This window comes from Chryseobacterium geocarposphaerae (assembly GCF_002797535.1).
Taxonomy (GTDB): domain Bacteria; phylum Bacteroidota; class Bacteroidia; order Flavobacteriales; family Weeksellaceae; genus Chryseobacterium; species Chryseobacterium geocarposphaerae.
On record NZ_PGFD01000001.1, the window covers coordinates 212714 to 231932 of the forward strand.

Sequence of the window (19219 nt, forward strand, 5' to 3'; positions counted from 1 at the left end):
CACAAAATTGCAACCCAATTTGGAAGAAACTTTGAATTTTAGAACTTTACAGAAAAAATATGATGATTATTTTCAAATTTATAGCCGATTTCCCACTTGTGAAACCTGCAAATTTCGCTGATGATAGCCAATCCTAAACCACTTCCGTTATAATGAGAAGAAGATTTTGAAAATCTTTTAAATAATGATTCTGTATTGAGTTTTTCAGTTCCCGAATTCGAAATTTCAAAAAAGGATTCAGTTAAAACTACAGAAACTGACCCATTCTGGAGAGTATGACGGATGGCATTAATCAGTAAATTATTAATGAGAATTTCACACAATACGCTATTTCCAAGGACTTTAATTTGGGGATGAACGGATGAGTATACTGAAAGATTCTTTTGATCAAAATGTTCTTCAAATATTTCCAGACTCTGTTTTACCAAAACATCAAATTCAATCTTCTCTGAATTGTTAAATTGATTGTTGCCTATTTTGGCAAGAAGCAACAGATTTTTATTGATTCTTGAACTTCGTGTTAACGCTTTATTGATATCTTCTGCAATCAGATATTGTTCTTCCGTTAAGTTTTCATTTTGAAGCAGAATATCTATTTTATGCTTGATGATCGTTAAAGGTGTCTGCAGTTCATGGGAAGCATTTTCTGTAAACTCTTTTTGAGCCTGGTATACAGAAACATTATGTTCAATCAGTCTATTCAGTGACTCATGAAGCTCTTCAAATTCTATGGTGTCTGTTTTTTCAAACTCAATTTGATTTTGATTATTTAAATTGAATTTTTTGAGTTTTTCTAAAGTATTTCTGAATGGTTTCCAGATAATGAAAGACAATCTTCGGTTTAAAAATAATAAACCGGAAGCAATAACGAGAAAAAAGAAAACAGTAGTCAGTGCAATCACGCCAATGGTTTCCTGAGATTCTTCAATATTGGTATGTACTGTAAACAGAAATGGCTTATTATTAATATAGACTGTTTTTTTTAAACATCTGTAATTTTCTATTTCGTTTTTACCCGCAAAGTTTTTATGCTTTTCTATTGTGAAATATAAATCTTTATGCGAAATACCCACAGGAATACTTTCTATATTCGTTTCTGGCTGAATACGATTCCAAAGCCTGATGTTTTCATATAATTCAGTGTCAGAAAGCTTTAGAAGATTAAATTCATAAGCGGTTTTTTCGGCGACAGTTCTATTATGCTCATCAAGTTCATTTTCCCAAACGGTATTGATTACCAGATAATAAATCGGAATACTTATCGTGAGAACGATAAGGACATAAATAATAAAAGGTTTTGTGGCTTTGCTTAATAAAGGTTTCACAATAGGTATAAGTTACAATTATTTGGAAAATATTTTTAATGTTGCTTATGTAGTCCATTTATAACCGGTTCCATACACTGTTTTCAGGTAATGGTTGCAGCCCGCATCATAAAGTTTTTTCTTTAGATTTTTTATATGAGCATACACAAAATCATGATTATCCAGCATATCAGCAAAGTCGCCCGATAAATGTTCAGCCAAAGTGCTTTTTGAAATGACCTTATTTTTATTTCCGATGAAGTAAATGAGAAGATCAAATTCCTTTTTGGTAAGATCAATATGCTGATGATTGATAGAAACGCTTTTAGCTAAAAGATCAATTTGTAATTCGTTCTGAATGATAATATTGGAATTGTTAAACTGCTTTCTGCGGATAATAGAGTAGATTCTTGCCATTAATTCAGAAAGATGAAAAGGTTTGGTGAGGTAATCATCGGCTCCCATCTGTAGGCCAGTTATCTTATCATCCAATGCATTTTTAGCAGAAACAATAATTACCCCGTCTTGCTTGTTTTCTTTCTTTAAAGCTTCCAGAATAGCAAGACCATTTCCGTCGGGAAGCATAATATCCAGGACGATACAGGCATAATCAAAAGTCTCTATTTTGCTTATCGCTTCATGAAATGTAGACGCAAATTCACACAAATAACTTTTCTCAGAAAGATATTCAGCAATACTTTTTGATAATTCTATCTCGTCTTCGATAATTAAAATTTTCATGCTGCTAATGTATTAATCCAATTTTGTAGAAATTTTGAATAAATAAAAATGATTGGAAAATCAATTATTCAACTCCTACAGAATCATCACCACGACCGTCCGCAACTGCATGAATATTTCCGTTCTCATCAATCAGGATTATTTCCGTTCTTCCGATCTGGTTCCATTTTTCGGTTTTGTAACCTAATTTTTCCAGGTCTTTAATCGTAGTTTCAGGAAAGTTTTTTTCAAAAGCCACTGTTTCAGGAAGCCACTGATGATGAAATTTCGGAGCATTTACTGAAATATTGGCATTTAATTTAAAATCAATAACATTAACAATCGACTGAAAAACAGAAGTTGGAATGGTCGTTCCTCCTGGAGTTCCGACAACCATGTAAGGTTTTCCATTTTTAAGGATAATCGTTGGAGTCATGGAAGAAAGCATTCTTTTGTTCGGCTGGATAGCATTGGCTTCTCCGCCTACAGCACCGAACATATTGGGAACACCGGGTTTTATGGAAAAATCGTCCATTTCATTATTCAGGAAAAATCCTGCTCCCGAAACTACGACTTTGCTTCCGTATAAGCCGTTCAGAGTGGTGGTAACAGCGGCTGTGTTTCCTTCTTTGTCAATAACGGAAATATGTGTAGTTTCCGTAGATTCTTTGGGTTGTTTTATGATTTTTCCTACTTCAGAGCTTGGTGTTGCTTTATTGAAACTGAAACTTTTCCATCTGTTTTTTAGATATTCATCAGAAATTAAATAAGAGGTTTTATCCTGAATAAAATCAGGATCACCCATATACTCGGCTCTGTCGGCAAAAGCTCTTCTTTCTGCTTCTGTCATGATCTGTACTGCCTGTGTGGAATTCTGCTGATATTTTTCAAGATTTTCGTAACCTGACATTTTCAGCATTTGAGCCAGTAAAATTCCGCCGCTTGAAGGTAATGGCATAGATACGATGGTATTACCTTTATACTCAAACTCCAAGGCCTTTCTTTCTGCAACTTTATAATTCTTCAGATCTTCGGCCGTAATTATTCCGTTACCCCTTTTCATTTCAGAAACGAGAAATTCTGCAGTTTTTCCTTCATAAAATCCTTTTGCCCCGGATTTCTGAATTAGTTTTAAAGTTTCCGCCAATTCTTTTTGAACTAAAAGATCTCCTGCTTTCCAAGGGGTATCTTTTACAAAAACTGTAACTGTCTGATTGTGTTTTTGGAAATTGGCTTTATGAGTATTCAGTAAACTGGCTTCCTGTTCTGTGATGGCAAATCCTTTTTCTGCAAGATCAATGGCTGGCTGAATGATTTTCTCCATAGGAAGTTTTCCGTGTTTTAAAGTGGCAAAAAAACCGGCAACACTTCCGGGAATTCCTACTGCTAATCTTCCGTTTTGTGACAGATCCGTATCCGCTTTACCGGTTTTATCAAGATACATGTCTCTTGATGCCTTTTTAGGAGCTGTTTCCCGGTAATCTATCGTGAATTTTTCGCCATTATTCTTTACACCGACCAGAAAACCACCGCCTCCAATATTTCCGGCTTGGGGATAGACAACAGCTAAAGCATATTGGGTCGCAATGACGGCATCATACGCATTTCCTCCCATTCTCAGGATTTTTGCGCCGGCCTCACTTGCAAGAGGATGAGCGGAAACAACCACTCCTTTATTTTTTACTTTGACTTCTTTTATAATATTAATGTCCGTGTATTGTGCTGAAACAGAGAAAGAAAAAAGGATAAATATGATGGCGATCTTTTTCATTTACAAATTTTATATCCGAATTTACAATTTTGTTTTAAGATAGGGTTGAAAATATTTACTTTTGCTCAAATCAACTAATTATTAAGTAAAATGGAATCCTATACGGAAAGAATACTGATTACAGGTGCTCTGGGACAGATCGGCACCGAACTTACGAACAGACTTGTTGAAATTCACGGGGCAGATAATGTGGTTGCTTCCGGGCTGGACAGATGGCAAAAGGGAATCACTTCTGCAGGTCATTACGAAAGAATGGATGTTACCAATACTCAGCTGGTAAGACAGGTGATCAAAGATTATGAGATCACTACTGTTTATCACCTTGCTTCATTATTGTCAGGAACTTCAGAAAAGCAGCCGATTTTCGCGTGGAAATTAAATCTTGAACCTCTGCTTCATTTTTGTGAATTGGCGAAAGAAGGACTAATTAAAAAGATCTTCTGGCCAAGTTCCATCGCAGTATTTGGAAAAGGAATTCCCAAAGAGAATGTAGGGCAGGATGTAGTATTGAATCCTACGACAGTTTACGGGATTTCTAAAATGGCGGGAGAAAAATGGTGCGAATATTATTTTGACAAGCATGGAGTAGACGTAAGAAGTATCAGATATCCGGGGTTGATTTCATGGAAAACTCCTGCCGGTGGAGGAACTACCGATTATGCCGTTGAAATTTTCTACGAAGCCATTGAAGAAGGAAAATATACCAGCTTCATTTCCGAAAATACAGGAATGCCGATGCTGTACATGGATGATGCCATCAACGCAACTTTGAAATTAATGGAAGCTCCGAAAGAAAGTTTAACGGTTCGTTCATCTTACAATTTAGGTGGGATGTCATTTACTCCAAAAGAATTGGCGGAAGAAATCAAGAAAGAAATTCCTGAATTTACGATCGATTATAAACCGGATTTCAGACAGCAGATTGCAGACTCCTGGCCGGCTTCAATTGATGATTCTGTAGCCAAAAAAGATTGGGGACTGACTTATGATTTCGGAATTTCTGAAATGACTAAAGATATGATCAAGAATTTAAAAGTTAAATTGGGTAAGAATTAATATACTTCAAGTTTGACTTTAATTAAAAAATATTTTAACATCTGATTTTTAATCTATTAAAAAATTTATCTAAAATTTAATTTAAATGATATTATTCACTTTTAACATCGTAAATATTGAAGCTGATTCCAAAAATGGCGTTCAGATTTCCGATGAAGAAAGACTGAAAATTTCAGAAAATAATACAAAAGCAATTCTTAGGATTTTAGATATTCACGATGTTAAAGCGAGCTTTTTTGTGGAAATTTCCATTGCTGAAAAACTGCAAAATCTAATAAAAGCAATTTCATCCCAAGGGCATGAAATTGCTTTTTATAATAAAAATTCTGCTCTTCATGAAATTGAAGAAACAAAGAAGTCTGTACAGGATTTTCTTGAAAAACAGATTCGCGGAATCCGGCAGAAAGATCATAAGCTGCCCCATGAAGATTTGAAAATGTTGGAATTTAATTATGTTTCCAATATTGATAATGCCAATATTCTCTTTCCTTTTAAGCGCTTGAAAAGAGATACGGAAATCACAGAAGAAGATGGGGTAAGTATTGTACCGGAAAGTATTTCTCCCTACAGTCAGTTGCCATATAATGATTTCGTGTTTCAGATCCTCCCTATGAAGTATTATCAGAATATGGTGTTTGAAACCCTGAAGAATGATGATTTTGTTCTGATCTATCTTAATTCCTGGCAGTTTACTGATTTTAGTAAGTATAAATTTGATATTCCGTTTTTCAGAAGGCTAAATTCGGGCAAAAAAATGGAGGACAAATTAGATGCCCTCCTTACCTGGATTAACGAGAAAGAATTAGCAACTTCTCGAATGAAAGATTATATTTTTTAATTTTATTTTCCCACGGATTTCACGGATTTACACGGATGTTTATGTTTTAATTCGTGAAAAGATTAGTAAAAACTATTTGGGATTATAATCATTTCTTACTTATTCTAAAAATCAAGCAGATTTTAAGAAAAAAAATTATACGCAAACATCCGTGTAAATCCGTGAAATCTGTGGGAAAAGATTAAGCCAATTCAAAAAGAGTAATCTCCGGCAAAACACCCACTCTTCCCGGATATCCCAATACGCCAAAACCTCTGTTTACGTAAAGCATTTTTCCTTCACTTTCATATAAATCAGCCCATTTTGGGTAACGGTATTGAACCGGTGACCATTTTACGTTTTTTAAGTCTAATCCGAACTGCATTCCGTGTGTATGACCGGAAAGTGTCAGATGAATATTATTAGGGTGCTTTTTTACCACATAATCAAAGTGAGTAGGGTCGTGGCTCATTAAAATTTTCGGTGCTGATTCTGGAACGCCTTTTAAAGCATCATCCAGCCTTCCGAATTGAGGAAAAGGCTTTAGTCCCCAGTTTTCAACTCCAAGAATGTAGAGTTTGTCACCATTCTTTTCGATAATTCGATGTTCGTTCCGAAGCATATCAAAACCGGCCTGTTTTTCGTATTCAATGAGTGTTTTCAGGTTTTGTTTTTTAGCATCTGCGGACTCCCAGTTTACATAATCGCCATAATCGTGATTTCCTAATACCGAAAACTTGCCGTCTTTTGCTTTGATTTTGGAGAATAAAGGAATGAAAGGCTTGAATTCATCGGCCACATTGTTCACCATGTCTCCCGTAAATAAGACCAAATCCGGGTTTTGTTCATTAATTAAGTTGATAGCATGTTCGAGTTTACTTGGATCAGAAAAACTTCCACTGTGAACGTCTGAGATCTGTACAATTTTGTAGCCTTTGAAGCTTTTAGGAAGATTGGTGAAATTCATTCGTACCCTTCTTACTTTGTGGCGGTATTTACCAAACGTAATTCCATCAATGAATAAAGCGGATAGTACTCCGCCTAATCCCAATCCTGCCAAGCTTAAGAACTTTCTTCTTTCCGGAAAGAAATTTTCACTGGTAGATTGTGTTAAGCCAATTAAGTAACCTCCTGTTCTGAAAATATCATCAATCAACAAAAACAGAACGATGAAAATTTTAGGAAGAATAAAAACTAAAAACAAAGAGATCATAATTTGAGCTCTTGCAGTGCTTCTGTCGGCTCTGCTAAAATGAGTGACCTCATAAGCAAAAATACCATAAATGATTAAAGAAATTGCCCAATAACCGGTTCTTATCCAAAAGTTATCTGTCAGTGTTTTTATTGCCTGATAAATGTATATCTCCAGGAATAAAAAAATAGCGGCAATAATTAAAAAATTTCTCTGCATAATTAAATGTAAAAAAGCACAAAGAATAGTTTCCCTGTGCTTTTTATATTTTAAATTAAATAATATTAAGGAAATCTATAAACGATAGCATTGATGTTCATTCCGGCACCTACCGAAGTCATCACAATGTTACCTTTTTCTTTAAACGTTTGACCCTCCATTTTTCCTTTAATTATTAAATCATACATGGTAGGAATGGTTGCAACAGAGGAGTTACCGAAGTCCTGGATCGTCATTGGAGAGATAGAATGGTCGTAATCTTTCACATCATAAAGCTTGTGAAGTCTTTCGATCATGGCATAATCCATTTTTGCATTTGCCTGGTGAATTAAGATTTTGTTGATGTCTTCAATAGACAGGCCTGCATCCTCAATGGTTTCTTTAATAGCTGCAGGAACGTTTTTAAGAGCATACTCATAAATTTTTCTTCCCTGCATTCTTACAAATAAGCGGGTTTGGTCTGCATCTTTATTGATAGAAGGTCCGTTTGCTAAATAGTCAAGTTCGATACCATTGTCACAGATTGTGTTGTGGGCAATGATTCCGACGTTTTCTTCGTCAGTTGCTTTTACCACAACAGCTCCTGCTCCGTCTGCAAAGATCATTCTGTTTCTGTCGGAAGGGTCGGTTACTCTGCTTAATGTTTCTCCTCCGATTACTAAAATGGTTTTTGCTGATCCAGCTTTAATTAATGTATCGGCCAGGATCATTGCTTCTACCCATCCAGGACATCCGAAAAGCATATCATAAGTTACACACTTTCTGTTTTTGATGCCTAGTTTATTTTTTACTCTTGCAGCCATTGTCGGCATAAAGTCAGCATATCCATGTACTGTAACTTCCCCGAAATTACTTGCATAAATGATATAATCTAATTCTTCCTGATCTATTTTTGCATCTGCAATAGCAATCTTTGCAGCTTCATAACCGATTTGTGAATTTGAAAGATCATCATCTATGAATCTCCTGTTTTCTATTTCTGTGATTTCTACAAATTTCGCAATAGTTTCTTCAGCAGGTTTGTCAATCTTCACCCCGTCTTCTGTATAAAACTCTGAATCTAGAAAATAATCTCTTCCAATTATTCTGTTGGGAAGGTAAGATCCAGAACCAATAATGATCGTATTCGGCATTCGTTTATATGATTTTTTTAAAGATGCAAAGTTAATAATTAATATTAATAACGGAGAATTAAAAATATTATTAAATTTGCAAAAATTGTACTTTACAATCTATGAAAAACAATTCGTCCTTAAAAGGCTTACTTATTGCAGTTGTGGTGTTTATCATTGCCTTTGGGATCTACTTCCTTTTCTTAGCAAAGAAGAATTATTATGTGGTAGACAATCCTACGCCCAATACCTATTATTATAAGATTAATAACGGTTCCGAAGGAATTGTTGCTGCAGGGCAGTTTGTACATGTAGATTTAAATAAAGGAAAAAATTCGATTAAAGTTTTCGATCAGAATAAAAAATTACTTTACGATTCTGCGTTTGAAGTAAATAAAATCCGTGGTCTGATCAATATTGCCCATCAGGATTATTATGTAAACGATCAGTATTATGGATACAATCTTAAAAAAGATTCATTACTTTTGGCTCTTGATAAAACGATGATTGACGGAAAAGCATATTATGGAGGGGCAAGACACTTCAATAAGCTGTATACTGAAGATTTTTATTATAATGTAGATGAAGATTATGATAAAGTTATCAAAAATATCCAACAGGTAGAATCCAGATCGAAAATTTTCAGAAAGCAGGATTACCTAAATTATTATAAAGAATATTACAAGTTTTAAGTTTTGACAAAAGATATCAACCAAGTTACTCCCTACAATTCTGATGCTACAAAGAAGAGCCAGGTAGAGGATATGTTCGACAATATTGCTCCGAAATACGATCTTCTGAATCGTGTTTTATCTCTGAAAATTGATGTTTTATGGAGAAATACTTTAGTAAAATGGATGAAAAACGATCATCCTCAAGAAGTGCTGGATGTGGCTACAGGAACGGGAGATTTAGCAATTACCATTGAAAAAGGAACGGGTTCCAAAGTAATTGGTTTAGATTTATCGCAACAAATGTTAAATGTTGGCGTTATTAAAATAAAAAAACTTAATTTAGACGGCAAAATTTCCATGCAAAAAGGAGATGCAGAAAATTTACCCTTTGAGGACAATAGATTTGATGCTGTTTCCGTTGCATTTGGAGTAAGGAATTTTGAAAACCTTAATAAGGGGTTAGCAGAATTAAGAAGAGTAGTTAAAGATAACAAGAGTGTTTATATACTGGAGTTTTCAAAGGTTGAGGGGTTCTTAGGACCATTATATATGTTTTACTTCAAAAATATATTACCTGCCATTGGCAGACTGGTTTCAAAAGATAATAGGGCATATACATACCTTCCGGATTCTGTAAATGCTTTTCCTTTTGGGGAAAAGATGAGACAAATTCTTTTAGATACAGGATTTAAAAAAGTTGAATATAAAAAACTAAGTTTAGGTATAGCCACAATTTATAAAGCAACAAAGTAACCTATGAATAAATTTTTATTAAGAGCACTGGTTTTAGCGTCAGTAAATATTGCCGTTTTGGCAAATGCACAATTCTTCAGAACCCGAAACAGAATGGATAAGTTGGAAGACTTTGATGAGCAAAAGTTCAGTTGGGGATTTTATTTGAATGGCAATATGCTGGATTACCGTATAGTACTTAATCCGAGATACGGTACCTATGGCAACCAGAATCTTGTTACCTCTAAAGAAAGTACAAGTTTTGGGGCCGGTCTTATCGCAAAATGGAGACTTAATGATTATTTAGACTTAAGAATGGAGCCGGGGTTACAATTTGCTCAAAGAAAATTAATGTTTAATACTCAGTATAATGACCAATATCAAAATGGTACATTAACGAATGATCCTTTTGTTCCTATACCACTTACAGACAAAGATAAAACAAGAGAAGTTAAATCTACTTTAGTTGATGTTCCTGTATTATTGGAACTTCACGGACACAGATGGTACAACTCCAGACCTTATGTTGCAGCAGGGGTAAATTATGTAGTAAACCTACAGTCTAATTCAGACTCTACAGATGATAATATGCAGCAGGTGTTCAGATCTACAACGCATAACTTTGCTTGGTCTGCTGAAATGGGTATTCAGTTCTACTTTAATAAATTCAAATTAACACCGGCCATCAGAGGGACCTTCTTCATGAATAATGAAATGGTTGCAGATAATGCAACAACTCCTCCATATTGGGCGTCAGCTATATCTACTTTACAAACAAGAGCGATTATGTTTGTATTGAAGTTTGAATAAAAAAATATTTAAAATAAATATTGAGGAGATACGCTTTGTGTCTCCTTTTTTTGTTTTAAACTCAAAATATAGAGACTTTTATTTTTGTTAATATTAATATTTTGCTATTTTTGCTAATAGTTAGAATATACAAAACCTGAAATGCTTCAAGAGTTAGAAACCAATTTTTCAGAATTAGAAAAAAAGATTATGAATTTGCAGAAGAATTATAATAATCTTACTGAAAAATTATCGGAACTAAGCATTGAAAATAAGGAACTGCAGAGGAAATATGATGAAGAAAGGAAAAAAAATCAGGTATTAGCAGAAGAACAAAAAAATATAAAGCTCTATTCAGCAATTTCAGGAAATCCTGAACACAACAGATTAATGAAGAACCATATCAACAGACTGGTAAAAGAAATTGATTTCTGTATTGCACAGCTTCAAAACAGTGGATTATAATGGAGGTAAGAAGAATAACCATAAACATTGCAGGAAGAGTGTATCCGCTGAATGTACCCGCAGCAGAGGAAGAAACTTTGCGTAAAGTTGGGAAGCAGATAGAGAATATGATTAAAGATTTTGAACAAAATTTCGATGTAAGAGACAAACAGGATGCTTTGGCAATGTGTGCCTTAAAATTAGGAACCAATGCTGAAGTGGTGTCTATGAACTACGAAAAAAATATAAATTCTACCAACGAGAGATTAAGCAAAATTAATCAATCGCTGAATGAAATTGGAAAATAACTTTTCCAAAAGACTGCCTACAATAATTCTAACACATTAAAGGTAAACTCAACGCTAAACAATTACCGAACAAATGTCCGTTGAATGGCGCGCCGGTTCGTCCGGATTACAGACAATGGAAATCAGTTCAAATCGTGTTGATTAGGAGTTTACTCTCAATCTCTGAATTATTGTAGGCTTTTTTATTTTATGAAATTTGACAATTAAAACTCAATATATATGACAACAGCCATTATAGTCGGCGTTATTTGCTTAGTATTAGGGGCCATTTTAGGGATGTTTTTCTCTAGAAGCTCATTAAATACTAAGGCAAAATTTATCATAGATGATGCAAAGAAAAATGCCGAAAACCTTATAGAAAAAGCTAATGTACAAGCTGAATCCATAAAGAAAGAAAAAAACCTTCAGGCCAAAGAAAAATTCTTGGAACTGAAGTCTCAGCATGATGCTGATATTCAGGCTCGTGAAAAGAAAATGCAGGAGATTGAAAAAAGAATCAAAGACAAGGAAAACAAGCTAAATGACGAGCTGAGCAAGACAGGAAAACTTGAAAAAGATCTGGATAAGCAAATTGCTGATTATGCTAAGAAAACAGAAATTTTAGAGAGAAAACAACAGGAACTGGATACAGCAACTGCCAAAAAAGTAGAAATTCTTGAGAAAATCGCTAATTATACGGCGGATGAGGCTAAAGCAGAATTGGTGGAAACCATGAGAGCTGAAGCAAAAACTAGAGCTCAGGCACATGTTCAGAGTATCATGGAAGAAGCTCAGATGAATGCGAAAAATGAAGCCAGAAAAATCGTTATTCAGACAATTCAAAGAATTGGAACGGAGCAGGCTATCGAAAACTCTGTATCTGTTTTCAATATCGAATCTGATGAGGTAAAAGGTAGAATTATCGGTAGAGAAGGTAGAAACATCCGTGCTTTGGAAGCGGTAACAGGTGTAGAAATTATTGTAGATGATACTCCTGAGGCTATTCTTCTTTCATGTTTTGATCCGGTAAGGAGAGAGATTGCAAGATTATCACTTCACAGATTAGTTACTGACGGAAGAATCCACCCAGCAAGAATTGAAGAAGTAGTAGAGAAAACCAAGAAACAAATCGAGGAAGAGATCATAGAAGTAGGAAAGAGAACAATTATTGATTTAGGAATTCACGGATTACATCCGGAGTTGATCAAAATTGTAGGTAGAATGAAATACCGTTCTTCTTATGGACAGAACTTATTGCAGCACTCGAGAGAAGTAGCAAATATTGCTGCAACGATGGCTGCTGAATTAGGTCTAAATGTAAAATTGGCTAAAAGAGCAGGTCTGTTACACGATATTGGTAAAGTTCCGGAGCAGGAGTCTGAACTTCCTCACGCTTTATTAGGTATGCAATGGGCAGAGAAATACGGTGAAAATGCAGAAGTTGTAAATGCTATTGGAGCTCACCATGATGAGGTTGAAATGACTTCTTTATTGTCGCCGATCATTCAGGTTGCCGATGCCATTTCCGGAGCAAGACCGGGAGCAAGACGTCAGGTATTGGAATCTTATATCCAAAGATTAAAAGATCTTGAATCTGCAGCATTAAGTTTTGACGGGGTTTCATCAGCGTATGCCATTCAGGCGGGTAGAGAATTAAGAGTAATGGTGGAAAGCGGAAAGGTAAATGATGAAGTAGCTTCTCAATTATCGTATGATATTTCAGAAAAAATCCAGAATGAATTAACTTATCCCGGACAAGTAAAAGTAACAGTAATCAGAGAAACTAGAGCTGTGAATATTGCAAGATAATAATCAAAAAAAGATATTTTATAAAAACCTTTCAAGAAATTGAAAGGTTTTTTATTTTTAGCGAAATTTATAATTCTATATGCAAGAGCTTTCGTTGTCTTCAAAATTGAAGTACATTTTTTCTATTCCTGTGATCATTGCCGCTTTAGGCTATTTTGTAGATATCTATGATCTGCTTTTATTTGGAATCGTAAGAATTCCGAGTTTGAAAGCTTTAGGCTTAAATCCTGATGTTGACGGAACCTTTATTCTTAACTGTCAAATGACAGGCTTGCTTCTTGGAGGTATTTTCTGGGGAATTTTTGGAGATAAAAAAGGGAGATTATCAGTTTTATTCGGATCGATCTTAGTATATTCCTTAGCTAATATCGCCTGCGGATTTTTACCCTATTTTCCAAAAGAGCATCTGGTATATCAATATGCCGCTTTAAGGTTTATTGCAGGGATTGGGCTAGCCGGAGAGCTTGGAGCGGGAATTACATTGGTTTCTGAAAGTTTGCCAAAGAATTTAAGAGCAATCGGGACCTCAGTAGTGGCAGGGTTTGGTTTAATGGGTGCTGTTGTGGCTCAATTAACAGTGGAATTAGCCGGAGGCTGGAATATCTCTTATGTTATCGGAGGAATTTTGGGAATTCTGCTTTTATTCCTGAGAATCAGCGTTTCCGAATCCGGGATTTATAAAAATATGGAACATGAATCTGTTGCCAAAGGAAATTTTCTTTCCTTTTTCACAAATAAAGACCGCTTGATACGGTATTTGAAATGTATTGCAGTAGGGTTGCCAACTTGGTATTGTATCGGGATTTTAGCAGTTTTAGCCAATCAATTCGCTCCTGAATTAGGAATTACAGACCTGAATCCGGGAAAAGCAATTATGTGGGCTTATGTGGGGATTTCTGTCGGTGATTTGATGAGTGGTTTTATTTCCCACGCTTTAAAGTCCAGGAAAATGGCCATTTTCTATATGCTTGTCTTCACCATTATCGGGGTGGGTATTATGCTCTTCGGAAATACCAATACTGAAACAAAATATTATATTTTCTGTGTCTGGCTGGGATTAGGAACAGGATATTGGGCAATGTTTGTGACGCTGGCTGCTGAGCAATTTGGAACTAATATCAGAAATACAGCAACAACAACGGTACCCAATATGGTTAGGGGCTTGGTTCCTGTCATGATCTTTATTTTTGACTTTTTCAAGAAAGACTTTTCAGTGATTATGAGTGCTGCTCTTTTGGGAGTGATCATATTCGGGCTGGCTTTTTATTCTTCATTGACAATCTCGGAGACCCACGGTAAAGACCTGGAATTTACAGAATAATTATAACTGTTTAAGAAATATTTAAATCGTAATTTTCGTTATTACTGCAATTAAGATGAACTAAATAAGTAATTTATGAAATTTAATATTAAATTATGCTTTGGATAATTAATATTTGTTTAACTTTATAACACAATAAACTATAAACAGTACAAACCTTAAAACTAAATCACAATGCAAAACAACATTTTGAAAAACGCGAAGAAATTACAAAAGCAAGATCTTAAGAACATTCAAGGAGGAATAAGCGGAAATCCTGATCTATCCCTTTGCGGATGCAGCTGCTCCGGATCTGTAACAGGACCATGGTATTGTGTACAATATATGGCTTGTCCGCAAGTTTACACTTGTGATCAGTCAGCGGTATAAAGAATTATTTCAACTAGAAATAAACATTTCCACATTTAATACGCAAAAGCCTTTTGAATTTCAAAAGGCTTTTGTAATTTATAACTGAATTTTAATATTTAGGCTTCTTAAAGTTTCGGCGGCGGCTTTGCCGCCGCCGAAACTTTAAGATATACTAGAATTATCGAATTTCTTAAGTAATCAGTCAAAATTCAAAATAAAAAGAAGACTTCCTGTACTTATAATGCTCCAAAGAAAAACGGCCATAGCCAAAGGTTTCAGACCTATTGTTTTCAAAGTTTGGATAGATAAGGTAGAACCTATAAAAAATAAGGTCAGATTTAATCCTGATTTAGCGAATAGCGTAATTCCTGAACTTAGCCGATTAAAAAAAGGGAAGTAGGTATTCAGCAAAATGGCCAGAATAAAATATCCGATGAACCATGGGATTTTAATTTTAGATTCCTTATTTTTAAAAAGAAACATGGTGACCAAAGAAACAGGAATAATCCATAAAGCACGGGCTAATTTTACAGTAGTCGCAATTTTCAGAGCTTCATTTCCGTATTTACTTGCTGCTCCAACTACAGAGCTCGTATCATGAATCCCAACTGCACACCATAATCCAAATTGTTCCTGAGTAAGGCTTAAAATATGGCCAATCGCGGGATAAACAAATAATGCGATGGAATTCAGAGTGAAAATAATGGCTAAAGCCAGGGAAGTTTGCTTTGTATTGGGTTTAATGATCGGTGAAGTGGCTGCAATTGCACTTCCGCCACAGATTGCGGTTCCTACTGAAATAAGATAAGATAAAGGTCTTTCCAGTTTGAAAGCTCTTCCGATAAAATATCCTAAGACCATAACGGTAACAATACTGATAACCGTCAATATGAATCCTGATTTTCCTGCTTCCAAGGCCTCATTTAGTTTTAACCCGAAACCTAATCCTACAATTGAAATTTGTAATAGCAAATGAATATACTGATGTAAGCTTTTCTCAAAAGGATTTCCTATGCAAACTGCTAAAATAAAACCAAAAAGTAATGCAATAGGGGAAGAAATAATGGGTGTTAAGCAGATTACCGCCAATAGAAGGAAAATAAGCTTTTTAGATTTTTCATTCGAAATAAAATCTTTCATTTTGTAAACTTTAAATTTATGGTTCAAAATTCCATAAATTAATATTACAAATTAGATCATATTTTGTTATATTGAATAACTTTAAGTTATGATTGGAGTCGGTTTTTTAAAGTTGAAGAGCAAATTTTAAGAAGAGTTTGATTAGCACAGATTGCTCACCTTTAGGAAGAATAAAATGAAAATTTCTTTCAATGCTGAAGTTTTTAATATCAATAATACTCAACTGTTTGTTTTTCAATTCATTTAAAACCGTACTGATGGACAGAAAAGCTAAGGAATTTGAATATAAAAGATAGTTTTTTATACTTTCACTGCTTCCTAACTGCATCACAATATTCAATTCATCAAGAGAAATCCCTTTTTCTTTCAGGCGATTCTGAATGAACTCTAAAGAACCTGAACCCGGTTCCCTGAAAATCAATTCCAGATGATATAAATCTTTGATATTTAATGTTTTATTCGCTAATAAATGATTTGCTTTTGCAACCAAAACAATTTCGTCAGCTTTAAATATTTGATAATCAAAATAATTCGATTGAGATTCACCTTCGATAATTCCCAGATCAATTTTTCCTTCTTTTAAAAGTTCAGAAATAATTTCCGTATTGTGAGTAATCAGTTCAATTTTAATGTCCTTATAATATGAATTGAACTTGGCTAAAATCTCTGGTAATATATACTGAGCTACGGTAGTGCTTGCTCCGATGATCAGTTTCCCTTTATGTTGCTGGTTAACCTGATTGATTTCAAATTCCAGATCACGGTAAATATTTCTGATTTTTTCAGCATATTCAAATAAAATTTTACCGCTTTGTGTAAGTTGGATACTGGTACCTTTTCTCTCAAATAATTTGGTGTTCAGCTGGTTTTCGATTTCTTGAATATGTTTGGTTACGGCAGGCTGGGAAATATTCAGCTCTTCCGAAGCCTTTGTAAAGCTTGATCGGGAAGCTACGGTGTGAAAGACTTTTAATCTGTAATCAAACATACTTTAGTGGATTGTTGTTGGTAGTTTTTATTTAAATAAAATTACGAATCTCAGGCCAAAAACCAGCAACCATCAACTAAAAAACAATTTTTACAGATCAGAGAAACTTTTATTCTTAAGGCTATCAAATCTTCTGTTTTTTGCTTCTCCGATTTTTTGTTTCGTATAAATACTGTTGTTTCCAGAAAATAAATAAGAGACAACACAGGCAATGGCGACGTAAATTCCACATTCAGCTCCAAATAACTCAATTCCCATCAGCATACAGGCGAATGGAGTATTGGTAGCTCCTGCAAAAACAGCCACAAATCCCATGCCTGCAAGCAAGCCAAACGGAAGTGGTATAAATAATGACAAAGCACTTCCCAAAGTAGCCCCAATAAAGAATAACGGGGTTACTTCACCTCCCTTGAAACCTGCAGAAAGGGTAACAATGGTAAATATCATTTTTAAGGCAAAATCATAGAGTGGAAGCTGCTTTTCAAAAGATTCTACAATGGTTGGAATTCCCAGACCGATATATCTCGTCGTTCCCATTGTAAAAACAGCTACTGCCACAATGACTCCACCAATAACAGGACGAAACGGAGGATATTTAATATTAGATTTAAAGACCGAACCTGCCCAATGAATCAGTTTACTGAAAGCTGCGGCACAGATGCCAAAAGCAATTCCTGCAATAATACTGTATAAAATAGGAAGAAATTCAAGTTTGGGGATAAGATCTATATGATAGTGGGTATGCTTCACATTCCAAAGATTTGTTACCCGGTCTGCAAAAACTGCCGATATAAATGCCGGAAAAATGGCATTATAACGAATTCTTCCGATCAGGAAAACTTCAAGTCCGAAAACTGCACCCGCTAAAGGAGTTCCGAAGACTGAACCAAAACCTGCTGCGATGGCAGAAATGATTAAAATCTTTCGTTCATTTTTGTCGAGCTTAAATGGTTGGGTTAATTGGTCGGCAATCGCTCCGGCCATTTGTAAAGCGGTTCCTTCACGACCTGCAGAACCTCCGAAAAGGTGAGTGATTATCGTTCCCAAGTATACAAAAGGAGCCATTTTAAAAGGAATAATCTCTTTTGGGGCATGTATGTTTTCAAGGAACAAGTTGTTTCCGGCTTCCACGTCCTCACCAAAATAATAGTATAAAAGTCCAACCAAGAAACCGGCAACCGGCAGAAAGACAATCAGCCATATATGATTTTCCCTGAAGTTCGTTGCCCATTCTAAAGATTGTAAAAAACCTGCTGAAGCACTTCCTACGAATGCACCTATAATAAGACTTATGCACAGCCATTTTAAAATATAAGGCAAAGCAGGAAATCTTCTGAAGAAAAATTGAATATGAAACTTTGTTTTGCTGCTGAATGTTCTTTGGTTTTTTGACATAACTTTCCTGATCGAATTACTGTTAATAATCTTTTAATCAGGCGTCATCAGCTTTGAAAAGCGGTTGGGTAAGGAAGAACACCATTTCCTTTTAATACTGCAAATATAAGAATTATGATTACAAAATAAAAGATTTATTATTCATGTGGATATCAACATTAAGTTTTAACCATTCAATGAATAATTATCAAATTCTATTAGCTTTATTTGGAATAAAAAATAAATAAAACGGATAATCGGTTATTTATTTTCATATACAGGATAATGCATCGCCTTATCTATTTCAATGGGGTTATTGTATTTTCTGATAACCTCCTGCATGCTTTTGGTTTGTGTATTTAATTCATCTACAGTATGAATTTCCTTTCCGTTGATATTAATTCTAAGATCGTTATTGGATTTGTTGAAATTATTTCTTTCAAAGGCGAAAGGATCATTATAAAACTCCATCATCAGCTTGTGTTTTTGCTTTTCGTTAATAGGAACGGCTTTATTTCCAAAGCTGGATTCCAGAAAATCTGAAGTGGAGTAGATCTTATCAAGTTTTCTGCTTTTAACAAGAGTATACATATAGTTTTTTTTGGCATCAGATAATTCAAAGATCAAACCGGGTAATCCACGGAATTTAAAAGGTCCTTCATTAAATGGAATATCTTTACAGAACCATGCAGTCCAGTTTCTTCCACCAAATTTTGTTGTTGCTTTTTGCAGGGTGTAATTTTCCACTTTTTTAGTCTCATCAGCAATCGTCCAATTGATTTTATCAGTAGTTTTAAATGTATAATATCCATTTTTGATATTGATGAAGTTTTCATTATCAAAGGAATTGATTTTTCTTTTCACCACTTGGCCTGTCATATCAGTATAGCTGGAATTCATTCCGAATTTTTTATTCAAAGAATCTGTAGTGGCAAGATCCCTCCCATAGAACTTCACTTCTTTCGGAGTGATATCCAGGATCATATTCACTTTTTCATATCCCGCCTCAGTAGAATCCATCTTATACTGAAGCTCATAAATATACCGGTGGGTTTGTGAGCTAACCAAAGAAATGATCAGTAAACAAGAAAAGGTTAATAAATCTTTCATAATTAATAA

The 19219-nt window shown here is 34.8% G+C and carries 19 protein-coding genes and 1 riboswitch; of the genes, 10 read left to right on the forward strand and 9 right to left on the reverse strand.

Annotation, left to right across the window (positions count from 1 at the left end):
* Positions 1-38 precede the first annotated feature (38 nt).
* From CLV73_RS00940 to ggt, 3 genes are all read right to left on the reverse strand, one after another.
* On the reverse strand, positions 39-1325 hold the full coding sequence (locus CLV73_RS00940; RefSeq protein WP_100375034.1) for a sensor histidine kinase: 1287 nt from the start codon (positions 1323-1325) through the stop codon (positions 39-41).
* 45 nt (positions 1326-1370) lie between these two features.
* Complete coding sequence (locus CLV73_RS00945; RefSeq protein ID WP_100375035.1) at positions 1371-2045, reverse strand: response regulator transcription factor; 675 nt, start codon at positions 2043-2045, stop codon at positions 1371-1373.
* A gap of 64 nt (positions 2046-2109) precedes the next feature.
* Complete coding sequence (gene ggt, locus CLV73_RS00950; RefSeq protein WP_100375036.1) at positions 2110-3795, reverse strand: gamma-glutamyltransferase; 1686 nt, start codon at positions 3793-3795, stop codon at positions 2110-2112.
* 90 nt (positions 3796-3885) lie between these two features.
* On the opposite strand from ggt, the gene CLV73_RS00955 reads away from it, so the two are divergent.
* Positions 3886-4851 (forward strand): NAD-dependent epimerase/dehydratase family protein, encoded by a 966-nt coding sequence (locus tag CLV73_RS00955; protein WP_100375037.1) that lies wholly within the window; start codon positions 3886-3888, stop codon positions 4849-4851.
* An 85-nt stretch (positions 4852-4936) separates the two neighbouring features.
* A complete protein-coding gene (locus CLV73_RS00960) occupies positions 4937-5689 on the forward strand; it encodes a polysaccharide deacetylase family protein (protein WP_100375038.1) in 753 nt (250 codons plus the stop codon).
* Between the two features lie 181 nt (positions 5690-5870).
* On the opposite strand, the gene CLV73_RS00965 is transcribed toward CLV73_RS00960, so the two are convergent.
* The gene (locus CLV73_RS00965) at positions 5871-7079 is read right to left on the reverse strand and encodes a metallophosphoesterase (protein ID WP_100375039.1); all 1209 of its coding nucleotides are present in this window, start codon (positions 7077-7079) and stop codon (positions 5871-5873) included.
* Positions 7080-7144: 65 nt separating this feature from the next.
* Positions 7145-8212: a 3-oxoacyl-ACP synthase III family protein gene (locus CLV73_RS00970; protein ID WP_100375040.1), complete on the reverse strand. Its 1068-nt coding sequence runs from the start codon at positions 8210-8212 to the stop codon at positions 7145-7147.
* 101 nt (positions 8213-8313) lie between these two features.
* On the opposite strand from CLV73_RS00970, the gene CLV73_RS00975 reads away from it, so the two are divergent.
* From CLV73_RS00975 to CLV73_RS01010, 8 genes are all read left to right on the forward strand, one after another.
* Positions 8314-8883: a hypothetical protein gene (locus CLV73_RS00975; protein WP_100375041.1), complete on the forward strand. Its 570-nt coding sequence runs from the start codon at positions 8314-8316 to the stop codon at positions 8881-8883.
* 3 nt (positions 8884-8886) lie between these two features.
* Positions 8887-9618 carry a bifunctional demethylmenaquinone methyltransferase/2-methoxy-6-polyprenyl-1,4-benzoquinol methylase UbiE gene (gene ubiE, locus CLV73_RS00980; protein WP_100375042.1) on the forward strand — a complete coding sequence of 244 codons (732 nt, stop codon included), beginning with the start codon at positions 8887-8889 and terminating at the stop codon, positions 9616-9618.
* A 3-nt stretch (positions 9619-9621) separates the two neighbouring features.
* On the forward strand, positions 9622-10407 hold the full coding sequence (porT, locus tag CLV73_RS00985) for a type IX secretion/gliding motility protein PorT/SprT (protein WP_100375043.1): 786 nt from the start codon (positions 9622-9624) through the stop codon (positions 10405-10407).
* 141 nt (positions 10408-10548) lie between these two features.
* Positions 10549-10851, forward strand: coding sequence for a hypothetical protein (locus CLV73_RS00990; protein WP_039365955.1), 303 nt, complete (start codon positions 10549-10551; stop codon positions 10849-10851).
* On the forward strand, positions 10851-11138 hold the full coding sequence (locus CLV73_RS00995) for a cell division protein ZapA (RefSeq protein WP_039365953.1): 288 nt from the start codon (positions 10851-10853) through the stop codon (positions 11136-11138). The genes CLV73_RS00990 and CLV73_RS00995 overlap by 1 nt, the downstream gene beginning before the upstream one ends.
* 219 nt (positions 11139-11357) lie before the next feature.
* Complete coding sequence (rny, locus tag CLV73_RS01000) at positions 11358-12926, forward strand: ribonuclease Y (RefSeq protein ID WP_100375044.1); 1569 nt, start codon at positions 11358-11360, stop codon at positions 12924-12926.
* 79 nt (positions 12927-13005) lie between these two features.
* Positions 13006-14247, forward strand: coding sequence for an MFS transporter (locus tag CLV73_RS01005; protein ID WP_100375045.1), 1242 nt, complete (start codon positions 13006-13008; stop codon positions 14245-14247).
* A 174-nt stretch (positions 14248-14421) separates the two neighbouring features.
* Entirely contained in the window at positions 14422-14616 is a 195-nt protein-coding gene (locus tag CLV73_RS01010; protein WP_100375046.1) for a hypothetical protein, read from the forward strand.
* Positions 14617-14796: 180 nt separating this feature from the next.
* Here CLV73_RS01010 and CLV73_RS01015 read toward each other — a convergent pair whose 3' ends face one another.
* From CLV73_RS01015 to CLV73_RS01030, 4 genes are all read right to left on the reverse strand, one after another.
* On the reverse strand, positions 14797-15738 hold the full coding sequence (locus tag CLV73_RS01015; RefSeq protein ID WP_100375047.1) for a YeiH family protein: 942 nt from the start codon (positions 15736-15738) through the stop codon (positions 14797-14799).
* Between the two features lie 106 nt (positions 15739-15844).
* Complete coding sequence (locus tag CLV73_RS01020; RefSeq protein WP_100375048.1) at positions 15845-16726, reverse strand: LysR family transcriptional regulator; 882 nt, start codon at positions 16724-16726, stop codon at positions 15845-15847.
* A gap of 90 nt (positions 16727-16816) precedes the next feature.
* Positions 16817-18121: a voltage-gated chloride channel family protein gene (locus CLV73_RS01025; protein WP_185116749.1), complete on the reverse strand. Its 1305-nt coding sequence runs from the start codon at positions 18119-18121 to the stop codon at positions 16817-16819.
* Between the two features lie 31 nt (positions 18122-18152).
* Positions 18153-18219: riboswitch (Fluoride riboswitch) on the reverse strand.
* A gap of 142 nt (positions 18220-18361) precedes the next feature.
* Positions 18362-19210, reverse strand: a complete 849-nt coding sequence (locus CLV73_RS01030; RefSeq protein ID WP_100375049.1) for a GLPGLI family protein — start codon at positions 19208-19210, stop codon at positions 18362-18364.
* Positions 19211-19219: the final 9 nt, after the last annotated feature.

Excerpts from the sequence above, each read along its gene's own strand:
- CLV73_RS00945 (WP_100375035.1), bottom strand. The coding sequence starts at position 2,045 with ATGAAAATTTTAATTATCGAAGACGAGATAGAATTATCAAAAAGTATT.
- ggt (WP_100375036.1), bottom strand. The coding sequence starts at position 3,795 with ATGAAAAAGATCGCCATCATATTTATCCTTTTTTCTTTCTCTGTTTCA.
- CLV73_RS00955 (WP_100375037.1), top strand. The coding sequence starts at position 3,886 with ATGGAATCCTATACGGAAAGAATACTGATTACAGGTGCTCTGGGACAG.
- CLV73_RS00960 (WP_100375038.1), top strand. The coding sequence starts at position 4,937 with ATGATATTATTCACTTTTAACATCGTAAATATTGAAGCTGATTCCAAA.
- CLV73_RS00965 (WP_100375039.1), bottom strand. The coding sequence starts at position 7,079 with ATGCAGAGAAATTTTTTAATTATTGCCGCTATTTTTTTATTCCTGGAG.
- CLV73_RS00970 (WP_100375040.1), bottom strand. The coding sequence starts at position 8,212 with ATGCCGAATACGATCATTATTGGTTCTGGATCTTACCTTCCCAACAGA.
- CLV73_RS00975 (WP_100375041.1), top strand. The coding sequence starts at position 8,314 with ATGAAAAACAATTCGTCCTTAAAAGGCTTACTTATTGCAGTTGTGGTG.
- porT (WP_100375043.1), top strand. The coding sequence starts at position 9,622 with ATGAATAAATTTTTATTAAGAGCACTGGTTTTAGCGTCAGTAAATATT.
- CLV73_RS00990 (WP_039365955.1), top strand. The coding sequence starts at position 10,549 with ATGCTTCAAGAGTTAGAAACCAATTTTTCAGAATTAGAAAAAAAGATT.
- CLV73_RS00995 (WP_039365953.1), top strand. The coding sequence starts at position 10,851 with ATGGAGGTAAGAAGAATAACCATAAACATTGCAGGAAGAGTGTATCCG.
- rny (WP_100375044.1), top strand. The coding sequence starts at position 11,358 with ATGACAACAGCCATTATAGTCGGCGTTATTTGCTTAGTATTAGGGGCC.
- CLV73_RS01005 (WP_100375045.1), top strand. The coding sequence starts at position 13,006 with ATGCAAGAGCTTTCGTTGTCTTCAAAATTGAAGTACATTTTTTCTATT.
- CLV73_RS01010 (WP_100375046.1), top strand. The coding sequence starts at position 14,422 with ATGCAAAACAACATTTTGAAAAACGCGAAGAAATTACAAAAGCAAGAT.
- CLV73_RS01015 (WP_100375047.1), bottom strand. The coding sequence starts at position 15,738 with ATGAAAGATTTTATTTCGAATGAAAAATCTAAAAAGCTTATTTTCCTT.
- CLV73_RS01020 (WP_100375048.1), bottom strand. The coding sequence starts at position 16,726 with ATGTTTGATTACAGATTAAAAGTCTTTCACACCGTAGCTTCCCGATCA.
- CLV73_RS01025 (WP_185116749.1), bottom strand. The coding sequence starts at position 18,121 with ATGTCAAAAAACCAAAGAACATTCAGCAGCAAAACAAAGTTTCATATT.
- CLV73_RS01030 (WP_100375049.1), bottom strand. The coding sequence starts at position 19,210 with ATGAAAGATTTATTAACCTTTTCTTGTTTACTGATCATTTCTTTGGTT.